The sequence below is a fragment of the Xanthomonas sp. WCS2018Noco2-27 genome (assembly GCF_031843525.1).
Classification (GTDB): Bacteria; Pseudomonadota; Gammaproteobacteria; order Xanthomonadales; family Xanthomonadaceae; genus Xanthomonas.
Genome location: NZ_JAVTIK010000001.1, coordinates 72,084 through 89,803 on the forward strand (window position 1 = coordinate 72,084; position 17,720 = coordinate 89,803).

General features: G+C 64.7%; 19 protein-coding genes. 7 read left to right on the top strand and 12 right to left on the bottom strand.

Features of this window, described 5'->3' with window-relative positions:
* Positions 1-39: 39 nt before the first annotated feature.
* The 3 genes from RQH86_RS00295 to RQH86_RS00305 form a co-directional block, all read right to left on the bottom strand.
* Positions 40-1,140 (bottom strand): Glu/Leu/Phe/Val dehydrogenase dimerization domain-containing protein, encoded by a 1,101-nt coding sequence (locus RQH86_RS00295; RefSeq protein ID WP_055845291.1) that lies wholly within the window; start codon positions 1,138-1,140, stop codon positions 40-42.
* A gap of 156 nt (positions 1,141-1,296) precedes the next feature.
* Positions 1,297-2,553 carry a 2OG-Fe(II) oxygenase gene (locus tag RQH86_RS00300; protein WP_311239354.1) on the bottom strand — a complete coding sequence of 419 codons (1,257 nt, stop codon included), beginning with the start codon at positions 2,551-2,553 and terminating at the stop codon, positions 1,297-1,299.
* Positions 2,554-2,588: 35 nt separating this feature from the next.
* The gene (locus tag RQH86_RS00305; RefSeq protein WP_311239355.1) at positions 2,589-3,116 is read right to left on the bottom strand and encodes a M48 family metallopeptidase; all 528 of its coding nucleotides are present in this window, start codon (positions 3,114-3,116) and stop codon (positions 2,589-2,591) included.
* A gap of 395 nt (positions 3,117-3,511) precedes the next feature.
* Between RQH86_RS00305 and RQH86_RS00310 the strand changes: the two genes are divergently transcribed.
* Positions 3,512-3,685: a DUF1328 domain-containing protein gene (locus tag RQH86_RS00310; protein ID WP_003489471.1), complete on the top strand. Its 174-nt coding sequence runs from the start codon at positions 3,512-3,514 to the stop codon at positions 3,683-3,685.
* Positions 3,686-3,830: 145 nt separating this feature from the next.
* On the opposite strand, the gene RQH86_RS00315 is transcribed toward RQH86_RS00310, so the two are convergent.
* Positions 3,831-4,085, bottom strand: coding sequence for a DUF2789 domain-containing protein (locus RQH86_RS00315; RefSeq protein WP_115512183.1), 255 nt, complete (start codon positions 4,083-4,085; stop codon positions 3,831-3,833).
* A gap of 131 nt (positions 4,086-4,216) precedes the next feature.
* Between RQH86_RS00315 and RQH86_RS00320 the strand changes: the two genes are divergently transcribed.
* Positions 4,217-4,483, top strand: coding sequence for a DksA/TraR family C4-type zinc finger protein (locus RQH86_RS00320; RefSeq protein ID WP_055845280.1), 267 nt, complete (start codon positions 4,217-4,219; stop codon positions 4,481-4,483).
* 148 nt (positions 4,484-4,631) lie between these two features.
* On the opposite strand, the gene RQH86_RS00325 is transcribed toward RQH86_RS00320, so the two are convergent.
* A complete protein-coding gene (locus RQH86_RS00325; RefSeq protein ID WP_311239356.1) occupies positions 4,632-5,225 on the bottom strand; it encodes a mechanosensitive ion channel family protein in 594 nt (197 codons plus the stop codon).
* A 1,077-nt stretch (positions 5,226-6,302) separates the two neighbouring features.
* Here RQH86_RS00325 and RQH86_RS00330 point away from each other — a divergent pair.
* Genes RQH86_RS00330 through RQH86_RS00340 form a run of 3 tightly spaced genes read left to right on the top strand, consistent with a single transcriptional unit; the run spans position 6,303 to position 8,334 of the window.
* On the top strand, positions 6,303-6,887 hold the full coding sequence (locus RQH86_RS00330; RefSeq protein WP_311239357.1) for a sigma-70 family RNA polymerase sigma factor: 585 nt from the start codon (positions 6,303-6,305) through the stop codon (positions 6,885-6,887).
* Positions 6,884-7,438: a hypothetical protein gene (locus RQH86_RS00335; protein ID WP_311239358.1), complete on the top strand. Its 555-nt coding sequence runs from the start codon at positions 6,884-6,886 to the stop codon at positions 7,436-7,438. The genes RQH86_RS00330 and RQH86_RS00335 overlap by 4 nt, the downstream gene beginning before the upstream one ends.
* 11 nt (positions 7,439-7,449) lie before the next feature.
* A complete protein-coding gene (locus tag RQH86_RS00340; protein ID WP_055846246.1) occupies positions 7,450-8,334 on the top strand; it encodes a DUF4097 family beta strand repeat-containing protein in 885 nt (294 codons plus the stop codon).
* A 120-nt stretch (positions 8,335-8,454) separates the two neighbouring features.
* Here RQH86_RS00340 and RQH86_RS00345 read toward each other — a convergent pair whose 3' ends face one another.
* The 4 genes from RQH86_RS00345 to RQH86_RS00360 all read right to left on the bottom strand — a co-directional run bounded on the left by RQH86_RS00345 (position 8,455) and on the right by RQH86_RS00360 (position 12,189).
* A complete protein-coding gene (locus tag RQH86_RS00345) occupies positions 8,455-8,640 on the bottom strand; it encodes a hypothetical protein (RefSeq protein WP_010366034.1) in 186 nt (61 codons plus the stop codon).
* 188 nt (positions 8,641-8,828) lie between these two features.
* Positions 8,829-10,205, bottom strand: a complete 1,377-nt coding sequence (locus RQH86_RS00350; protein WP_311239359.1) for an Hsp70 family protein — start codon at positions 10,203-10,205, stop codon at positions 8,829-8,831.
* A gap of 123 nt (positions 10,206-10,328) precedes the next feature.
* Positions 10,329-10,802, bottom strand: a complete 474-nt coding sequence (locus RQH86_RS00355) for a peptidylprolyl isomerase (RefSeq protein ID WP_311239360.1) — start codon at positions 10,800-10,802, stop codon at positions 10,329-10,331.
* A gap of 340 nt (positions 10,803-11,142) precedes the next feature.
* Positions 11,143-12,189 (bottom strand): cation diffusion facilitator family transporter, encoded by a 1,047-nt coding sequence (locus RQH86_RS00360; protein WP_311239361.1) that lies wholly within the window; start codon positions 12,187-12,189, stop codon positions 11,143-11,145.
* Between the two features lie 114 nt (positions 12,190-12,303).
* Here RQH86_RS00360 and RQH86_RS00365 point away from each other — a divergent pair, with 114 nt between their 5' ends.
* The gene (locus tag RQH86_RS00365) at positions 12,304-12,639 is read left to right on the top strand and encodes a zinc ribbon domain-containing protein YjdM (protein WP_311239362.1); all 336 of its coding nucleotides are present in this window, start codon (positions 12,304-12,306) and stop codon (positions 12,637-12,639) included.
* A gap of 111 nt (positions 12,640-12,750) precedes the next feature.
* Here RQH86_RS00365 and RQH86_RS00370 read toward each other — a convergent pair whose 3' ends face one another.
* The 3 genes from RQH86_RS00370 to RQH86_RS00380 form a co-directional block, all read right to left on the bottom strand.
* A complete protein-coding gene (locus RQH86_RS00370) occupies positions 12,751-13,551 on the bottom strand; it encodes a hypothetical protein (protein ID WP_311239363.1) in 801 nt (266 codons plus the stop codon).
* Between the two features lie 174 nt (positions 13,552-13,725).
* Complete coding sequence (locus RQH86_RS00375; RefSeq protein WP_115527403.1) at positions 13,726-14,775, bottom strand: L,D-transpeptidase; 1,050 nt, start codon at positions 14,773-14,775, stop codon at positions 13,726-13,728.
* 223 nt (positions 14,776-14,998) lie between these two features.
* Complete coding sequence (locus RQH86_RS00380) at positions 14,999-16,093, bottom strand: alkene reductase (protein ID WP_311239364.1); 1,095 nt, start codon at positions 16,091-16,093, stop codon at positions 14,999-15,001.
* Positions 16,094-16,337: 244 nt separating this feature from the next.
* On the opposite strand from RQH86_RS00380, the gene RQH86_RS00385 reads away from it, so the two are divergent.
* Positions 16,338-17,546, top strand: coding sequence for an MFS transporter (locus RQH86_RS00385; RefSeq protein ID WP_115553341.1), 1,209 nt, complete (start codon positions 16,338-16,340; stop codon positions 17,544-17,546).
* Positions 17,547-17,720 lie beyond the last annotated feature (174 nt).

Sequence of the window (17,720 nt, forward strand, 5' to 3'; positions counted from 1 at the left end):
TCGCACGTGTCGTTAAACGCGGCCCGCCTGCTGGCGTGTTTATTCGCCGCGCAATTTATGCAAAAAACGCGGTGCAGTGCGGCCCAGCGGCAGTTTGAGTTTGCTGATGGCCTCGATGCGCGTTTCGGCAATTTGATCGGCTGCCTGCTGCGGCGACACGTTCAACTGCGTGGACAGGTCGAAGACCTTTTCCAGATTGTGATAAATGCTGCGGATCAGGCGCATGGCGCGTTCGCGGTTGTAGCCGTCGATCTCCAGCGACACATTCATCACCCCGCCGGCATTCACCACGTAATCGGGCGCATACAAAATGCCGCGCTTGTGCAGCTCGTCACCGATCGCAGCGCTGGCGAGCTGATTGTTGGCGGTGCCGCAGATGATCTTGGCCTTGAGCTGCGGCAGTGTGTTTTCGTTGATCGCACCTTCCAGCGCGCACGGTGCGAACACGTCGGCCGGCACCTGATGGATTTCGTCCGGGCGCACGGCTTCGGCGCCGTACTCGGCCACTGCGCGATCCACCAGCGCCTGATTCAGATCGGCCACATAGAGCTTTGCGCCGCGTTCCTTGAGCAATTTCACCAGTTCCATGCCGATATGGCCCAGGCCCTGGATCGCGATGCTCGCCTTGCCCACCTCTTCGTGGCCGAGCTTGCGATTGAGCGAGGCCATCAGCGCCTGCAACGCACCGTAGGCGGTGAAGGGCGCCGGGTCGCCGGAGCCGCGATGCACCTGATGCACGCCGGTGACGTACTCGCTCTCCAGGTAGATCTGTTCCATGTCGTTGACGTCGGTGCCGACATCTTCGGAGGTGATGTAGCGCCCGCCCAGGGTGTCGACAAAACGGCCGAACGCGCGGAACAGCACCTCGCTCTTGTCGGTTTTGGGGTCGCCGATGATCACCGCTTTGCCGCCGCCGACATTCAGTCCCGCCAACGCGTTCTTGTAGGTCATGGTGCGGCTGAGCCGCAGCGCATCCGTAAGCGCCGCTTCGCTATCGGGGTAGGGGCGCATGCGCACGCCGCCCAGGGCCGGCCCGAGCCGCGTGCTATGTAGGGCGATGATGGCTTTGAGGCCGGCGTCGCGGTTGTGGCAGAAGATCACCTGCTCGTGACCGGTGGTATCGAGGGTTTCGAAAAGCATCGAAGGCTCCGCGGGGCTGCGTGATGTGCCTCCCCTGACACCGGTCATGCACCCGTGCACTGGGGAAACAAAAAAACGACGTCTGCAGACCCTGTCCGATCACGTCGCGCTGCAACATTTTAAACCACGTCAGTGGGGCGCAGTGTATGAACCTGTTCACCAATCCCGATAGCGTCGCTGCCGGAACCACAGCGTCGCCAGCCACTTGTTCCCGGCCGCGACCGGCAAGCCGGCATGCAGCGAATCAGGATCGGGCCGGCCATCGGCGTGCAGGTTGTCGAAACACACCACCGACCCTGCGCAGGGCGGCACGCAGACACCTGCAACCGGGAAATCGGTCTGGCCACCTGCCTCGACCGCATTGAGATACACACAGACCGTGCGCAGGCGATTACCGGCAGCGGGACGATCAGCGGCAATTCTGCTGGCCGGCAGGTAGTCGCGATGCGCGCGATAGTGCTCCCCTGGTGCGTAGCACAGCACCGACAATGGCTCGGCATGCGTCAGCGGTAGCCGCGCACATGCCGCTAGCCTCGCCTGCGCAGCGCGGGCTGCGAAGTCTTCCAGAATCGGGTCCAGCGTCGCGCCGCGGCTGGTGCGGATCGGCGTGCGCTGGCTGCTTGCATCATTCGGATCGACTACCTGGGAGGCGCGCAGATGTGGGCGTGCCAGCAGGATCAATAGCCGGCACTCGTCGGCGGACAGCACCGCGGAGTGGCTTTCGATCGTTGGACACTGGTGGAGCCGCGTTGGCGCGCTGCGCGGGGGGAAGTGCATGTGCTCGCGCGCGCTGTCATCGACCGGATCGGGGGGCGCGATCTGGACCTCGGGGAGGGACGTGACTCCCAGCGGCTGCAGTTGCCGCAGCAGGTGCTCTGCTGCGTCGGGCTGGGCGGCAATGCCTTCGCCGCGCAGCAGGCGCTCGGCGAGCAGCACCGCGGCTGGCACGTCGCCAGCCGATGCAGCCTGCTCCAGCAGGCGCACACAGTGTTGTTGCTGATGCGGGTGATCGATTCGACCGTATTGAATGGCTAGCGCACGCAGCGCCGGCGGGTAGTGTGCGTCTGCCGCAGCGTGCAACCGCGCATGCGCTTGTGTTCCCAACTGCCCAGGGTTCTCGCCCACAGCCAGCGTCGCCAGCAGATAAGACGCTGCAGCCACGCCGTTGTGTTCGGCGTGTTGCCAGTGCGCGATGGCCTGAGCGACATCCACTGGACCGCCGATGCCGTAGGCGAGCATGCGGCCGGCTTCGATCTGGGCGGTGGCATCGCCTGCGGCTGCGCCACGGGTGTACCAGAGGAGAGCTTGCTCCGTCTCACCGGCGCGCACCAGCGCCTGCGCCAACGCATTGATGGCCGCGGGCTGTTGGCCTTGTGCGGCGAGGGTGAGTTGCGCGAGGGACGAGGCGTGCATGGCTGCATCCTAATCGGTGACCCGGCACAACGCGATCAGCTGTCTGCTTCGAGTGCCAGGTGGGTCAGATACAGGCGCAGGTCGAATTCGAGCTGGTGGTAGTCCGGGGTCATGTGGTTGCACAACTGATAGAAGGCCTTGTTGTGATCGGCTTCTTTCAAGTGCGCCAGCTCGTGGGCGACGATCATCTGCAGGAAGGGCTCCGGCGCATCGCGAAACACCGAGGCAATCCGAATTTCGCGACTGGCCTTGAGCCGGCCGCCGTGCACGCGCGAGATGGCCGTGTGCGTGCCCAGCGCATGCTTCACCACCTGCAGGTGGTTGTCGTAGATCGCCTTGTGCAAAGTGGGCGAGGAGCGCATGTAGCGCTCCTTCATCGCCTTGACGTAATCGTACAGATGGCGATCGGTACGAATGCTGTGCCGCTCCGGATAGCGCCGCGCCAGGACCGCGGCGAGCTTGTCCTGTGCGATCAGCTCGCGCACCTGATCCAGGACGGCGGGCGGATAACCGGTGAGATAGCGAAGAGTGTCCATGGCGATCGACTGCTGCAAGAGCTGCATGATCGCCGATGCTGGCGAATCTGTCTTATCCGAGAAGAACGGGCGCGCTGCAGAGCGTTCGAATGGGTCCCGACGATTGCGGTCAATGACATCAGTTTCATGCAGGCAAGCGCAATCAGCTCGCCTACTGCGTGGTCGCTATCGACTCGAACAGTGTTAAAAAAAGCATCGATCGCGAGTTGCCTGGTGACGTCGACGAACCGTCAACGCGCAGGGTCTTTGCAGGAAACCTGCGCGCCGTTAGCGCTGAACGCCGTCTGCGTGTGGCAGCGTGTGTCAGGTGTATTCACGAATGCGGCACATGTGGATGGGTAGCGTGCAGCGCATGTTTTGCGGCGATGTGTCGCAAGCACACGATCGAACAACGGCAGCGTGCCGGATTAGGAGACAACAACATGATCAAGTGGGCCATTATCTTCGCCATCATCGGATTGATTGCCGGTGCGCTCGGATTCGGCGGGATGGCAGGCGCTGCGATGGGAATTGCCAAGTTCCTGTTCTGGGCCGGCATCATCATCGCCATCGTGCTGTTTGTGCTGGGCATGACGATCGCCAAGAAGGTGACCTGACGCGCAGTATGCAGCTGGACAGTGTTGCGCTGTCAGCTGCACTGCTGCAAAAAAGAGCGGCCATTGGCCGCTCTTTTTCTATCAGCGCGTTGTACAGCGCGATCGCTGAAGGCGATCTCGACCGTAAGCATCGAGCGGGCCTGCGTCAGACGCCGGTATCGTCAGCGGTCGTATGCAGGGCGATATTGAGCTGGTCGATGGTCACGATCCAGTCGGCATCGTCGAGACGTTCTTCACGCAGCAACTGCGCTTGTGCGGGCGTCCAGAACGGCGCTTCTTCCAGGCGCATATCGCCCGGCAGAGGCGAATGTTCGGCGATGAAGCTGCGAATGCTGGCCTCATCGGAGGCCAAGCCAAGTTGGGCGAACAATTCGGAGAACGGGTGGACAGGGTGTTCCATTGCAAATCCCTCGTGGGTGCGGATGACTGAATGTTAGAGCACCCAGTTTGAGGGCACTGTGCACGGCCGGCTTGGATTTGCCTGCGCCAATGACCATCTATCCAGCCTGACCAGATAAGGGTGAGACGATCATGGCGACCGGATGGGCGGGTGATGGGGCAGTGCAGGACCAGATCGATGCCACCGTCGAAGACGCGATCAAGCGTGCGCGCAGTCAGCTGCACCAGGGGCCGAGCCTGACCCATTGCGAAGCTTGCGATGCGCCGATTCCCGAAGCGCGACGCAAGGCCGTGCCTGGCGTGCAGTTATGCGTGAACTGTCAGGAGGCGCACGACCTGGAGCAGGGCGCGCAAGGCGGATTCAACCGTCGCGGCAGCAAAGACAGTCAACTGCGTTGAGTGTGTTGGTGCGCTAGCGAACGGCGGGTGTCTTGTTGACCTCAAACATGCGTTGCCGAGAGCACATTGTTCCGGCAGCGGTACGGACGTTCGGGAGCTTTGCGGTCGGCAAGAACGGTGGCTGCATGCCCTCCACGTCACTGCGTGCTCAGTTCGCGTTGAAGCCGCTGCTTTCGCGCCACCGACGCGTGGTGCGCTGGAAGAACAGGCTGTTGGGGACCTGCAGCACACTGCCCGCATGGTCGCCGGTTTCTTCCAATGTCGTGTAGATCACGTTGATATCGATCACCCGTCCCTTCAGGCCGGGCTTGTCGCCACCTTCGAGCAGCTCGATGTGATCGTGCAGGCGGAACGGACGTGTGGTGATGATCAGGAAGGTGCAGAAGATATTGGACAGCACGCTCCATGCGGCGAAAAACGCCACCGCGCCAACCGCTGCAAAGCCGGTGAATGCCGTCCACAGCGTTTCGCTAGAGACACCGGCAACGTGCAAGACCATCAGCAACGCGCTGGTCGAAATGATGAAACTGCCAGCGCGGCGAATACCGATCATCATCTCGGCGGGCACGTTGTAGCGCGTGCATACGCGCCGCAGCAATTGCCGCAACAACAGGCGTAGCAAGCCCGCCAAGGCAAGTATCAGCACGATCTTGATCGTTGGCACTGCGACTGCCAGCCACTCCGGGTTCCAGTGAGGCAACAGGCTGCGGATCATGGCGGGCAAGGGGTCGGACGCGGACATCAGATCAGACAAAAGCGGGGTGGACCGCCATTGTAACGGCGCAACCTGCACGCGACAGGTGCAGGGGATGAACGTGCGTGCGGTTCTGAGTCGTCCGGCTGCAGCAGGCGGTGTTGCTACACCTCGTGCTTGTCCTGTTCTTTTGAGGTGAGTGAGGTGGATGCGGACTGGCGAAACCGACAGTATTCCTGCGACGCAGCGCTGCTCACGGCCGCGGCGACGCTAGATGCGCCTAACCAAGTGCCTGGCATTACAGCGCCGTACAACGCTTGCCGAGCGGCTCTATAGATGCGCTGGTGATCGGACCTTGAGGCAGTCGCGTCCTGCCGATGGCGGAGGCGCGCTGGCTGGGAGCCAACTCGTCTTCGCTGTATCCGATCGCTGCCATTCAGTGCCGATACGCACGTCATGCGCGACCAAGACCGCCAAGCGCCGCCAGGTCTGCGCGATCGCGTGGACCGGTGCCCACTGATACGGCCTACTGGCACCGATGCAGGAGGCCTGCTCCAAGGGGGCATGCAGTAGGCAGACATCGATTCGGGCAGGCGTCACCCTGAGCTGCACTGTGTCCAGTCGCTGCACTTGGGGGCAGTGGGGCGTGCACAAGGCCAGAGCCAGTCCAAGTAGGTGTGGCATGACGATCTCCAACGTAAACCAGGCGCTACGCCGCGGTGGTGTCGGCGGGCGGCGATGCGGCGCGGGAGTGCGCCATTGCAGACTTGGATGCGGCGGCCGGCCAAAAGGTTTAGAGCTGCGAACATGCGTACTGCGCTTACCGGCAGGCGGCCGTGGCTGGGAATCGGCAGGGACTACCCGTAAGCCCGGTTCTGAGTGCGTTATCCGCGCACCACCTGACGACTGCTCGCTACGCTTTATCGGCCGCTCTCGCAGTGGTGATCGGCTGCTGCGCTGAGTATTAGCGAGCACTGCAGCGATTGCAGTGGTGAGACGGCTGTTCGCCACGGATCCAGCCATGCGGCACCGCCAACACTGGCCAGGTCTCGCGTCGTTCTGCGGGCTTTCAAAAAAGTTTGCGCGGGTTTAAACCATTGTGCTGTTCGGTGCATCCAACTGGCTATGCTCGACACCTCCGTGCCCATCGATGCCCTGCCATGCGCCACCCCCGCCGACCGCGACGATGCGGCGTTGGCGCGTGCAGCTGCGGCTGGCGAACGCGCTGCGTATGAGGCGATCTATCGCCGTCACTCGCCGCGGCTGTATGCGCTGGTCTGGCGCTTGTGTGGCGGCAATGCCGCGCGCGCCGATGACGTATTGCAGGACACCTTCATCGCCGCGTGGAAAGCATTGCCGCAGTTTCGCTTCCAGAGTGCGTTGGGCACATGGTTGCATCGGCTTGCCGTCAATACCGCGTTGATGGAGATGCGCGCGCGTGCGGCGTTTGGCGATCACGCCAGTGACGACACCGATGCGATGCTTACGGCAGTTCCCGACGCAGCGGGTTGTCACTCGATCCGGATGGATCTGGAGCGCGCCTTGGAAACGTTGCCGCCGCGCGCCAGGGCGGTGTTGGTGCTGCACGATATCGAAGGCTGGAAACACCAGGAAATTGCCGATCAACTGCAGATGGCAGTCGGCAGTTCGAAGGCACAACTGCATCGCGCGCGCGGTCTGCTGCGCGCGCGGCTTGGAGAACACGCATGACCCCCGACCACCCCGACCACCCCGACCACCCTGATCGCATCGAAGCCGAGTCCCGGGCCGAAGACGCTGCGCTGGTCGCGCGCTTGCAGGCATTGCCGCAGCAGCGCTTGCCGCCTGCGCAGCTGTGGGAGCGCATCGCGCCGGCGCTGGTGCCGCATGCCACTGTGGTGGCACGCCGGCCGCGTCGTCGTCGCTGGGCGCTGCCGGTGCTTGGGGTTGCGTTGGCAGCGGTCGTGGCCTTGGTCGCTGTCGTGCCCGGCATCAGGCAGCACACATCGCCGCCGCGTGCTGCGCAGCCGGCGCTCGTGGCGCAGGCGCAGGCGATGGCCGGGCAATACCAGCAGGCCATCGCCGAGGTTCCGCTGCAGCAGGTGCCGGCCGATCTGCGGCCTGCGCTGGACGAGCTGGATCAAAGCGCGCGGGCCATCCACGCGGCCATCGCGCAGAGCCCGCAGTCCGCCTTTTTGTTGTCGCAACTGCAGCGCACCTACGCCAAACGGCTGCGATTGACCCGTCTTGCCTCTCAGGGCGAGACATCCTTCCCAAGTTGAGGAGCATGTTCATGCGCTACGCACATCTTTCCCTGTTGCTGTTGGCTGCGGTTTGCGCTGCGCCGGCGGCGGCCCAAACTGCGGTCAATCAGAGTCATCCGCTGGCACGTGGCGGGCGCGTGGAGCTGGAAAACATCGCCGGGCAGATCCGTGTGCGTGGGTGGGACCGCGACGAGGTGGCGCTGACCGGCACTTTGGGCGAGGGCCAGCGGCTGGAGGTCGATGCGAGTTCGAATCGGCTGCAATTGGAGGTGATCTATCCGCATACCAGCCGCAGTAGCAAGGGAGCGCAGCTGGAGTTGCGCGTGCCGCGCGGCGCCATGCTGCAGGTGGCTGCGGTCAGCGCGTCGGTCGATGTGGACCAGGTCGATCTTGCGCAGCTGCGGCTCAAATCCGTCAGTGGCGACGTAGTGGCGCGCGGCCGCGCCAAGGAGGCGCAGCTGGAGACGGTCAGCGGGACGTTGCGCAGCACGGTGAGCAGCGGGCGGGTGACGCTGGGCACGGTCAGTGGGCAAATCGACGCGCAAGCCGGTGCCAGCGGCGTGGTGTCGGCCGAGTCCGTTTCCGGTGATATCCGGATCGGCGCGGGACAGGTCTCGCAGTTGCGTTCGCAAAGCGTGTCTGGCTCAGCCTCGGTCACGGTGGCCGGGCTGGCGCCGGGCGGCAGCATCTCTGCAGAGAGTGTCAGCGGCACGATCACGCTGGGCGTGCCGCGCAACGTCTCGGCGGCGCTGAATGTGGAGGTCTTCAGTGGCGACATCCACTCGGTGGCCGGGCGTGTGGAACGGCCTGAGTACGGCCCTGGCAAGAGCCTGCGCGCGACGTTGGGGGCCGGCAACGGCGATATCAAACTGGAGTCGCACTCGGGTTCGGTGCGTATCGACTACAGCAACTGACGCCGAAAACAGACGTGCCACCTTGCGGTGGCACGTCGGTAACACTTCAACGCAACCCTTGGCGGCAACTGTCGCGAGCGTGCGCTGCGATGCGGGCGCAAGTGACAGCGTGCTCGCTGCTTACGCGATCTTGTCGCCGTCGTTGCGGGCGGGACCGAAGTTGGTGGTGAGCACTTCGATCCGGCCGCCGGTCTTGCGGAACGCGGCGATGTCGGCAGCAATACGCTCACGACTGAGCGGCTGCGACTTGCCTTCGCTGCGAGCGATGCTGGGCTGGGATTTCTGCTTGGTCGCGGGACGTGCCATGTGGCCTCCTGTAGCGGGGAAGTGCAATGACACCGCGTGCGGCGAGGGTGGTGCGCGCGAAAGCGGTGTCGAGAAGTGCGATCGCGTTCGGTGCGCAATCGCGGCGGCACGACGGGCGTGCCTTGCAGGCGAGACGGCTGAGCGTCAGGCAGCAACCGTGCATTATAGGCGCTGAGCGCCGATTTGTGTTAACCGTCCGACGGGCGGGCGCCCTGGGCCGCCGCCCAAGCCAGGCCCTGCACCACGCCGAACGAGGGATCGCCATGCACCATGCGCGATTCCGGAAAGGCCGCCGCCACGGTGTCGCGGATATAGCCGGCGCGCGACATGCCGCCCGTCAGGAACAGGGTGGCCGGCGGTGCGGCCATGTCGGCCCGCACCTGCGCAAGCAAACCTTCCAGCTCGCGCAGATAGCTGGAAGCGGACGCCACCAGTGCGCTGGCCTGCACGTCCACGCCCAGCCCGCGTTCGATGAATTCCAGCGATGCCTGGTGCTGGTCGAGCTCGCTGAGCGCGATCTTGCAGGCTTCCACACCGCGATACAGGCGCGCGGTATTGCCGGTGTCCTGCAATGCCTGCAGGCGCTTGTCGAACGGGGCAGGCACGTCCTGGTATTTGTGCAGGCGGAATTCGCGTTGACGGGTCATGTCCTGCACCATCGCCGCTTCCACATAGTGGTGCGCCGGCACGCGGGTGATGCCGCGGCCGAACAGCGGCATGTAGGCGGCGAGACTGAGCGCCAGATCGATATCGGTACCGCCGCGCGGAATGCCCCAGGCGCGGTGCACCTGCGGCGGGGCACTGCCGCCGACGCTGGCATGCGCGATGTCGGTGGTGCCGCCGCCGATGTCCACCACCACCGTGTCGTGCCGGGTGTCGTGGCTGACGTGATAGTGCATCGCTGCCGCTGCGGGTTCTTCGAGAAACTCCACGCTGTCGAAACCGGCGGCGATGGCGGCGGTCTGCAAAATCTCCAGCGCCTGTGCATTGCCGGCTTCGCCGATCGAACTGCGAAATTGCACCGGGCGGCCGAGCACGGCGTTGCGGATGTTGAGATCGAACTGGCGCGAGGCGGTGAGACGGATATGCTCCAGCACGTGTGTGGCGATGCCGGTGATGGTCTGGCGCGCGCGCGGGTGCAGGTTGTAGCCCAGCATCGACTTGGGGCTTTGCACCAGATTGCCTTCGCCTTCGAGGAAGTAGGCATCCAGCGCGTCGTCGCCGTACACCGCGTTCTGCAGCAGCGCCGCCGAGCTGCGCGGCTCGCGCACCTGCTCTTCCATCCATTGCCGGCGCACGATGCGCAACGCCTCGCGGCGCAGGCTGTCCTGATTGGGGGTGCGGCCGGCGGCAGTCGCATCGCGGCGGGCGGAGTCGATCAGGCGCTCCATCTCGTATTCCAGCGCGGGCGTGAGGCTGAAATTCTCCGGATCGCGCATGGTGTCGGGGAAATACACCGTGGTGCGGAACTGCAAGGCCTCACCGAAGCGCACCGCTTGCACCTGCCCGTCGACGATCGCCGCGGCGGCGGAGTTGCTAGTACCGAAGTCGATGCCGAGTTTCATGCAGAGTGCCTGAGAGCGGGCCGCGCACTTTACTACGGCTGCCGCGTCCTCCGTCCAGACCGGCGCGCAGGCATTGCGCCCGGGCCGATGTGCCGCGTGCCGGGCGGCACGCGGCATCTTGCATCAGGCCGCGATGTCGTCGACGTGGCCCTGGTTCAATTCATCGGTAGTGGCTTCGCGCACTTCAACCACTTCGACTGCGAAGTGCAGGGTCTGCCCGGCCAGCGGGTGATTGCCGTCCACGGTTATCTGCTCCGGGCCGACGTCGGTCACGGTCACCAGGACCGGGCCTTGTTGGGTGCGGGCTTCGAACTGCACGCCGGGCACGACGTCGACATCGGTGGGGAAGGCATCGCGCGGCACGTGCTGGATCAGCTGCTCATGACGCGGCCCATAGCCTTTTTCGGGCGCAACATCGGCAGTGAGCGTGTCGCCGATGCGCCTGCCGTCCAGTGCCTGCTCGAGGCCGGGAACGATGTTGCCGGCACCGTGCAGATAGCTCAGCGGGGTGTCCGGCGTGGAGCGGTCCAGTACCTGGCCGCTGTCGTCGGAAAGGGTGTAGTGAATGGTCGCAACGCGACCCTGGCTGATTTCCATTGGAAACCTCCATGACGGGTGATGAGGGGAGTGCATCGGCTGATTCACGATGCCAAGAGATGTTGCCCGCACACCGTAGGCAATCAACGCCGGTGATGCAACCGTGGCTGCAGCTGCGGTTGGGGCGAGGATCAGCTTGGTGCAGAGCGTGGCATGGCCACGCTGCGACGCAGTGCCTTGCCGCGCGGGCACATGTGATGTGCGTGCAGTTCGGCTCGCTATCTTGTCCGCGCCGATACATTGGCGGCACACGTGCTGGTTCGAGGTGCTGCGCCACTATCACTAGAAACGCCGCACTTTGTGCGCGGATTGCGTGCGCATCAGATACCTATGTGCGCGCTCAATCGGTCTGCTCCCCACGTTCGATCTGTGCGCGGCGCGCGCGCCAGGTTTCCGGTGTCTGCGGTTTGATGAACAGCGCGGTGAGCTCGGGATGCTGACGCTTGGCTGCTGCTTCGATGCGCCCGACGCAGGCTTCGATCTGCGGCGTGGTGCGGCTGTCTTCGAACTCGGCGCTGAGCGCGGCAACCACCTGGTTCGGGCCCATCTGCATGGTCAGCACGCCGTTGGCGGCGCGCACATCCGGGTCGCTGGCGGCAATGCGCAACAGCGACTCGGTGACATGCGCATGCGCGGGTTCGCCGATCAGCAAGCCCTTGGTTTCGCGCGCCAGCAGGAACGCGGTGAAAGCGAGCACACCGGCAATGCCGATCGATGCGATGCCGTCGAGCTCGGGCATGTCGAACAGCTGTGCGCCGGCCAGGCCAAGCAGTGCCATGAACAGGCCGATCAACGCCGCGCTGTCTTCCAGCAAGACAGTAAAGGTGCTGGGGTCCTTGCTCTGGCGAAACGCCTCGAAATAGCCCATGCGGCCCTTTTTGGCACGAAATTCGCGCAGTGCCACCACCCAGGAGATGCCTTCGAACACGATCGAGACACCGAGCACGCAATAGGCGACAAGATGGCTCTTGGCCGGCTCGGGATGACGCAGATGCACGATGCCTTCGTATAGCGAGACGCCGGCGCCCATCGCAAACACCAACAGCGCGACGATGAAACTCCAGAAGTACAGCTCGCGCCCGTAGCCGAATGGGTGTGTCGGCGTGGGTGCTTGCGCGGCACGACGCAAGCCGTACAGCAGCAGTACCTCGTTAACGGTGTCCACCAGCGAATGCACACCTTCGCTGAGCATGGCCGAGCTGCCGGAAATGCCTGCAGCAATGAATTTGGCCACTGCGATGGCCAGATTGCCGGCCAGCGCGACGTAAACCACCAGGTGCGAGCCCTTGGGTTTTGCAGGGCCGCCGGATCCGGCATCCCTGGGTCCGCTGCCGGCGTTGCCAGCGTGTGCGGCGCTCGATGTGGGGGACACTGGCGGGTTGGACACGTGCGACCTGCGGGGTATTCGATAAGCGCTGCACTATCGCGCCGCCGCTGTGCCGGGTGCGTGATCGCAGCGCCGGGGAGCTACAATCCACGCCCGTTTCGATCAAGGAATTGCATGTCTACCGTTCCCGCCTGCCCGCAATGCGGCCAGGACAACACCTATGCCGACGGCGCGTTGTCGATCTGCGCGGAGTGCGGTTTCGAATGGACTGCAGGCGAGGCCACCGCGAGCGCGACGGTCGTGCGCGACAGCAACGGCAACGTGTTGCAGGCCGGCGACACGGTGACGGTGATCAAGGATCTCAAGGTCAAGGGCGCGTCGATTCCGCTCAAGCAGGGCACGGTGATCCGCAATATCCGCCTGGTCGAAGACGATGCCGAACATATCGAAGGCAACTCGGAAAAGATCAAGGGGCTGGTGCTGAAGACCTGCTTCTTGCGCAAAGCGTGAGCGTCACTCGCGGGTAAGTCGCTCGCGCAGGAATGCGCTTGTGCGCGATGGCTGTAGTGGAACTTCATCTCGCTCCCGCAGCGCAGTGCAGCGTCTGTCTTGCAGGCGCCATCAATCGCGCGGATACACCGCCGCCACCATGCAGCTCTGGCGCATCCGCGCAAACTGCCCGCCGCGCATGGTGCTCAGGTCGCCTTGCTGGCCCGTCCCGACGTCTGCGCCGGCAAGGCCGATTTCGTCGAGGACATCGACCTTGTCGCCGGGATTGCCGCAGATCGCATTCAAGCCCATGCCGGACACGAAGCGGATCGGCGGTGCGCCGCTGAGTTCGCGGCAGCTGTCCATCAACTCGACGCGATAATGGCGATGCTCGCCGGGGTGGCGTGGCGACACTTCCACCACCAGGCCCTGCGCGTCTTCCGACCATGCGCGCAGCATGCTTGGATTGAAGCAGTAGCTGGACGAGCCGGCGAAGTTGCGACGACGTGCTTCGCGCACACTGACGCCTTCCAGCGTGGGCACACCGTCGCGGTCGCGCTGCCGGGCAATGCCGGCGTAGTCGCGCGCGCTGAGCGTGGTGACCTGGCTAATCGCGCACCGTTGCTGCCCGGCGCTGACATACGCCTGCGCGCCATTGCAGACCCAACCGTGCGGCGCGAGCAGATTGGCATCTGCCTGCGCGGCGAGCTGTGGGCAGTCCTGCGCCAACTGCAGGCGGAACAGGCGTCCGTCGTGTTGTGCTACAGCGAGCGTGCGCGCATCGGCCTGATGCAATTCCGTCACCTGGCGCGCATCCAGGCAGTCCGCGCTTGGCGGCGCAGGACGCGTGGGTTGTGCCGATGCATCGGCCATGGTGCATGCCACAACGTTGATGCCGAACAGAACCGCAGCGAGCAGGCGCATCACGCACATCCTTGGCAATGAGGTAACCGCATCATGTGCCAGCAGCGCTGTGCTGACAATCGCGCATCCGCAGCGAAGGAGCACCCGGTCGAAACAACACGCCGCGCGCTGGGGATGGCGGCATGCAGTACGCAGCGAACGCCGCAGTTGCCGGCCTGTCCACGCAGCGCGCTGATAGCGCGCTCATGGCGTTTCAGGCGGGTCCGAATCCAGCACCTGCAGCTTGGCGCCGGTGGTCTCGGGCAGGATGCGCTGGTCGGTTGCGACCAACACCACGCCGGGGGTCAGCAGCGGCAACAGCCCGGCCAGAAATGCGGGCGGTACCTGCAGGCGCGCGACGGTGGCGGCATCCAGCGCCTGTCCTGCCGTGGCGGTACTGCCGGGAATGCCGATCCGCATCCAGTTGGGCATGCGCTGACCGGGCAGCCCGGGGAGGTCGCCCGGCAGAAAGCCCTGGCCGACGATGAAAGCCTGCGTGCCCAGCGGCGCGGCGCCGGGCTCTGCGTGCAAGGCGACCTGCGCGCGCCCGATTTCCACACCGTTGCGGTAGACCACCAGTTGCTGGTCGGTACTGCTGATCAGCATCGAGATCGGGCCGGCCGGCGCCAGGTCCGGCTGCCAGGCAAATGCCTGGCCGTTGGGTAGCGGCAGCAAGGCGCGTTCGGCGCCGGTGGTGGGATCGATCGGGCTGAGCGCGCGCGGATGCACCACATCGTCGGCACTGATGCCGGCCTGCGCAACCACCACCACCATGCCCATGTTGGAATTGTCGAACAGCAATCGCGCAAACTCGGACGGCAGATGCACGCAACCGTGCGATTCCGGATAGCCGGGCAGGCCGCCGGCGTGCAGGGCGACGCCGTCCCAGGTCAGCCGCTGCTGATAGGGCATGGGGGCGGCGTTGTAGATGTTGGAACGGTGGTCCTTGTCCTTCTGCAGGATGGTGAACACACCGGTCGGCGTTTCGTGCCCGGGCTTGCCGGAGCTGATGGTGGACACCCCGATCAGGATGCCGTTGCGATATGCATAGGCGCGTTGTTCGGTCAGGCTGACGATCACCGCCATCGGCCCCCAGCCTTTGCTGACGCCACCCCAGATCCATTCGCCCGGCTTGAGCTGCGTGGGCAGGGTATCGGCAGGGCTGGACTGGCGCGCGCCCCAGAACGGCACGGCAAGCGCTTGCCCGCCGATCAGCAGCGTGCAGCACAGGGCAAACGAGAAAAAGCGGCGCATTGGAATTCCAGCAGCAAGGGCCGCCTGGATGCTATCCGGATGCAACGGGCGCGTCATGTAGCGACGCTGTGGTGTCGGCGCGTCACGCGAAGGGTGGTCTTGCACGCAGGCCGATCAACTGGGCTGGTCTGCGGTCGCCGCGCTGCACCGCGTCGCGCGACCGACCCGCTGCCCGATCTCCGCCGCATCGTTGCGGCGGAGATCGGGTTTGCCGGCGTTCTGATCAGTCCGCCAGAGCGGGGTAATCCGTATAGCCCTTGGCACCGCCACCGTACAGGGTGGCCTGGTCGACGGCTGCCAGCGGTGCTTTCTCGTGTAGGCGACGCACCAGATCCGGGTTGGCAATGAAGGGACGGCCGTAAGCGATCGCATCGGCGTAGCCGCTGCTGATGGCGTGTTCGGACATGCCACGGTCGTAGCCGTTGTTGGCAATCCATGCACCATCGAACTTGGTACGCAATGCAGCGTAGTCGAAGGCGATGTTGTCGCGCGCGCCACCGGTGGCGCCTTCGATCACGTGCACGAAGGCCAGCCCGCCGATCAGGTTGAGACGCTCGACCGCACGTTCGAACAACGGCTGCGGATCGGAGTCGTGTGCGCCGTACACCGGGGTCACCGGCGACAACCGCACCCCGGTACGCTCGGCACCGATCTCGTCGGCGATGGCCTGCACCACTTCGCTCAGCAGGCGTGTGCGGTTTTCGATGTCGCCGCCGTAGGCATCGGTGCGCTTGTTGGAGCCATCGCGCAGGAACTGATCGAGCAGATAGCCGTTGGCGGCACGCACTTCCACGCCATCGAAACCGGCATCGATCGCGTTGCGCGCAGCGAGACGGTAATCCTCGATCAGTGCGGGAATTTCATCCAGTGCCAGGGCGCGCGGCTCGGATACATCTTCAAAGCCGCTCTTGGTGTAGGTCTTGCCTTCGGCGCGAATGGCGCTGGGCGCAACCGGCACTTCGCCAGGGGGCAAGACGCTGGTGTGCGAGACGCGGCCGACATGCCATAGCTGCAGCACGATCTTGCCGCCACGGCGATGCACTTCGTCGGTGACTACGCGCCAGCCTTCGACCTGCGCCTTGGTGTAGATGCCGGGGGTGTCCAGATACCCCTGGCCGAGCGGACTGATCTGCGTGCCTTCTGCAACGATCAGGCCGGCGGTGGCGCGCTGGCCGTAATACTCGGCGGCGAGCGGCGAGGGCACCTGGCCGGCGCCGGCGCGGTTGCGCGTCAGCGGCGCCATGATCACGCGGTTGGCAAGATCCAATGCGCCCAGGCGCACCGGGGAGAACAACGGAGATTCAGTGGATTTGGACATCAGCAACCAGTTCGAGTTGGATCGCGCGCCAGGCGCGGCACCACGCCGATCGCGGTGCCCTACAGCGATGGTGGCGGACCCAAGCAGATTCGAGCGATGCCAGTAGGACACTGCGTCTCCAGCACGCCAACGCGCGGTGAACTGTGATGTGCTGCTGGTTGGCGCTGAATCGCTGCGAGCAGAAGCCTTTCGCTGATTGCTGCATTGCACAATAATAAGCCGCCCCGTCATCCTGGAGTCGGGCATGTCCGATATCGATCTCTCAACGCCGCGCGTGCCACGGCGCGATTACGTGCTGATCCTGCTTGCGCTGGCGATGGGCGGTTTTGCGATCGGCATCAGCGAGTTTTCCACAATGGGCCTGATGACGCAGATCGCGCAGGGCCTGCAGATCAGCGAGCCGCAGGTGGGCCATGTCATCAGTGCGTATGCGCTGGGTGTGGTGGTCGGCGCGCCGTTGCTGGCGATCCTGGGCGCGCGCTGGCCGCGTCGCACCTTGTTGTTGCTGCTGATGGTGTTCTACGCGCTGGGCAACCTTGCCAGTGCGTTGGCGCCGAGCTACCACACGATGTTGTTGTGTCGCTTCATCGCCGGGCTGCCGCATGGCGCGTATTTCGGCGTCGCTTCGTTGGTTGCCGCCTCGATCAGCCCGCCCAATCAACGCGCCACTGCGGTGGGGCGCGTGCTGCTGGGCTTGAGCGTTGCCTTGCTGGTGGGCAACCCGCTGGCGACCTGGCTGGGGCAGATCGTGAGCTGGCGCTGGGCGTATGCGTCGGTGTCGGTGATTGCGCTTGGCACGGTCGCGGCGGTGGCTGCGTTGTTGCCGCCTGCGCCGGACGAGCCACGCCAGCAGCCATTGCGCGAGTTGCGTGCGTTCAACCAGCCGCAGGTGTGGTTGGCGTTGGCGATCGGCGCGGTGGGGTTTTCCGGGATGTTCTGCGTTTTCAGTTATCTGGCGCCGACCCTGACCGCGGTCACTGGCGTAGCGCCTGCGCGCATTCCGTTGGCGATGGCCGCATTCGGCGTCGGTGGCGTGCTCGGCAGCATCCTGGGCGGTTGGTTGTTCGACCGCATGCAATTCCGCGCGGTGCCGGTGCTGTTGGTGTGGTCGATCGTGGTGATGCTGACCTTCCCTCTGGCTGCGCATTCGGGCCTGTGGGTCTTCGTTTCCATTGTGGCGGTCGGCACGATGGGCGCTCTGGCGCCGGCGTTGCAGACCCGCCTGATGGACGTGGCAGCCGAAGCGCAGACGCTGGCCGCAGCGTCCAACCACGCTGCCTTCAATACCGCAAATGCCTTGGGCCCCTGGCTGGGCGGCATGGCGATCACCGCCGGCTGGGGCTGGACCTCTACCGGGTATGTGGGTGCAGCCACCGCACTCGGCGGGTTGCTGGTCTACGCGCTGGCGGTGTGGCAGGAGCAACGTCAGCGTAGTGTGGCGATCAACGACTGAGTGGCTGACCGTCGTAGCTGCGTGCGCTGATGGGCGTGCGCTGCGCCGCTGATCGCGGCGCTTTGTAGACCCTGGTGATCTACGTGCCATCCCTCCATCTGTGGCGTGCACGGCGCGTGCTCGCTGACAGCACGATTGATTGAGCAGCGCTCCATTGCGCTCGCGTTCGCTGCA

Excerpts from the sequence above, each read along its gene's own strand:
- RQH86_RS00295 (WP_055845291.1), bottom strand. The coding sequence starts at position 1,140 with ATGCTTTTCGAAACCCTCGATACCACCGGTCACGAGCAGGTGATCTTC.
- RQH86_RS00300 (WP_311239354.1), bottom strand. The coding sequence starts at position 2,553 with ATGCACGCCTCGTCCCTCGCGCAACTCACCCTCGCCGCACAAGGCCAA.
- RQH86_RS00305 (WP_311239355.1), bottom strand. The coding sequence starts at position 3,116 with ATGCAGCTCTTGCAGCAGTCGATCGCCATGGACACTCTTCGCTATCTC.
- RQH86_RS00310 (WP_003489471.1), top strand. The coding sequence starts at position 3,512 with ATGATCAAGTGGGCCATTATCTTCGCCATCATCGGATTGATTGCCGGT.
- RQH86_RS00315 (WP_115512183.1), bottom strand. The coding sequence starts at position 4,085 with ATGGAACACCCTGTCCACCCGTTCTCCGAATTGTTCGCCCAACTTGGC.
- RQH86_RS00320 (WP_055845280.1), top strand. The coding sequence starts at position 4,217 with ATGGCGACCGGATGGGCGGGTGATGGGGCAGTGCAGGACCAGATCGAT.
- RQH86_RS00325 (WP_311239356.1), bottom strand. The coding sequence starts at position 5,225 with ATGTCCGCGTCCGACCCCTTGCCCGCCATGATCCGCAGCCTGTTGCCT.
- RQH86_RS00330 (WP_311239357.1), top strand. The coding sequence starts at position 6,303 with ATGCTCGACACCTCCGTGCCCATCGATGCCCTGCCATGCGCCACCCCC.
- RQH86_RS00335 (WP_311239358.1), top strand. The coding sequence starts at position 6,884 with ATGACCCCCGACCACCCCGACCACCCCGACCACCCTGATCGCATCGAA.
- RQH86_RS00340 (WP_055846246.1), top strand. The coding sequence starts at position 7,450 with ATGCGCTACGCACATCTTTCCCTGTTGCTGTTGGCTGCGGTTTGCGCT.
- RQH86_RS00345 (WP_010366034.1), bottom strand. The coding sequence starts at position 8,640 with ATGGCACGTCCCGCGACCAAGCAGAAATCCCAGCCCAGCATCGCTCGC.
- RQH86_RS00350 (WP_311239359.1), bottom strand. The coding sequence starts at position 10,205 with ATGAAACTCGGCATCGACTTCGGTACTAGCAACTCCGCCGCCGCGGCG.
- RQH86_RS00355 (WP_311239360.1), bottom strand. The coding sequence starts at position 10,802 with ATGGAAATCAGCCAGGGTCGCGTTGCGACCATTCACTACACCCTTTCC.
- RQH86_RS00365 (WP_311239362.1), top strand. The coding sequence starts at position 12,304 with ATGTCTACCGTTCCCGCCTGCCCGCAATGCGGCCAGGACAACACCTAT.
- RQH86_RS00370 (WP_311239363.1), bottom strand. The coding sequence starts at position 13,551 with ATGTGCGTGATGCGCCTGCTCGCTGCGGTTCTGTTCGGCATCAACGTT.
- RQH86_RS00375 (WP_115527403.1), bottom strand. The coding sequence starts at position 14,775 with ATGCGCCGCTTTTTCTCGTTTGCCCTGTGCTGCACGCTGCTGATCGGC.
- RQH86_RS00380 (WP_311239364.1), bottom strand. The coding sequence starts at position 16,093 with ATGTCCAAATCCACTGAATCTCCGTTGTTCTCCCCGGTGCGCCTGGGC.
- RQH86_RS00385 (WP_115553341.1), top strand. The coding sequence starts at position 16,338 with ATGTCCGATATCGATCTCTCAACGCCGCGCGTGCCACGGCGCGATTAC.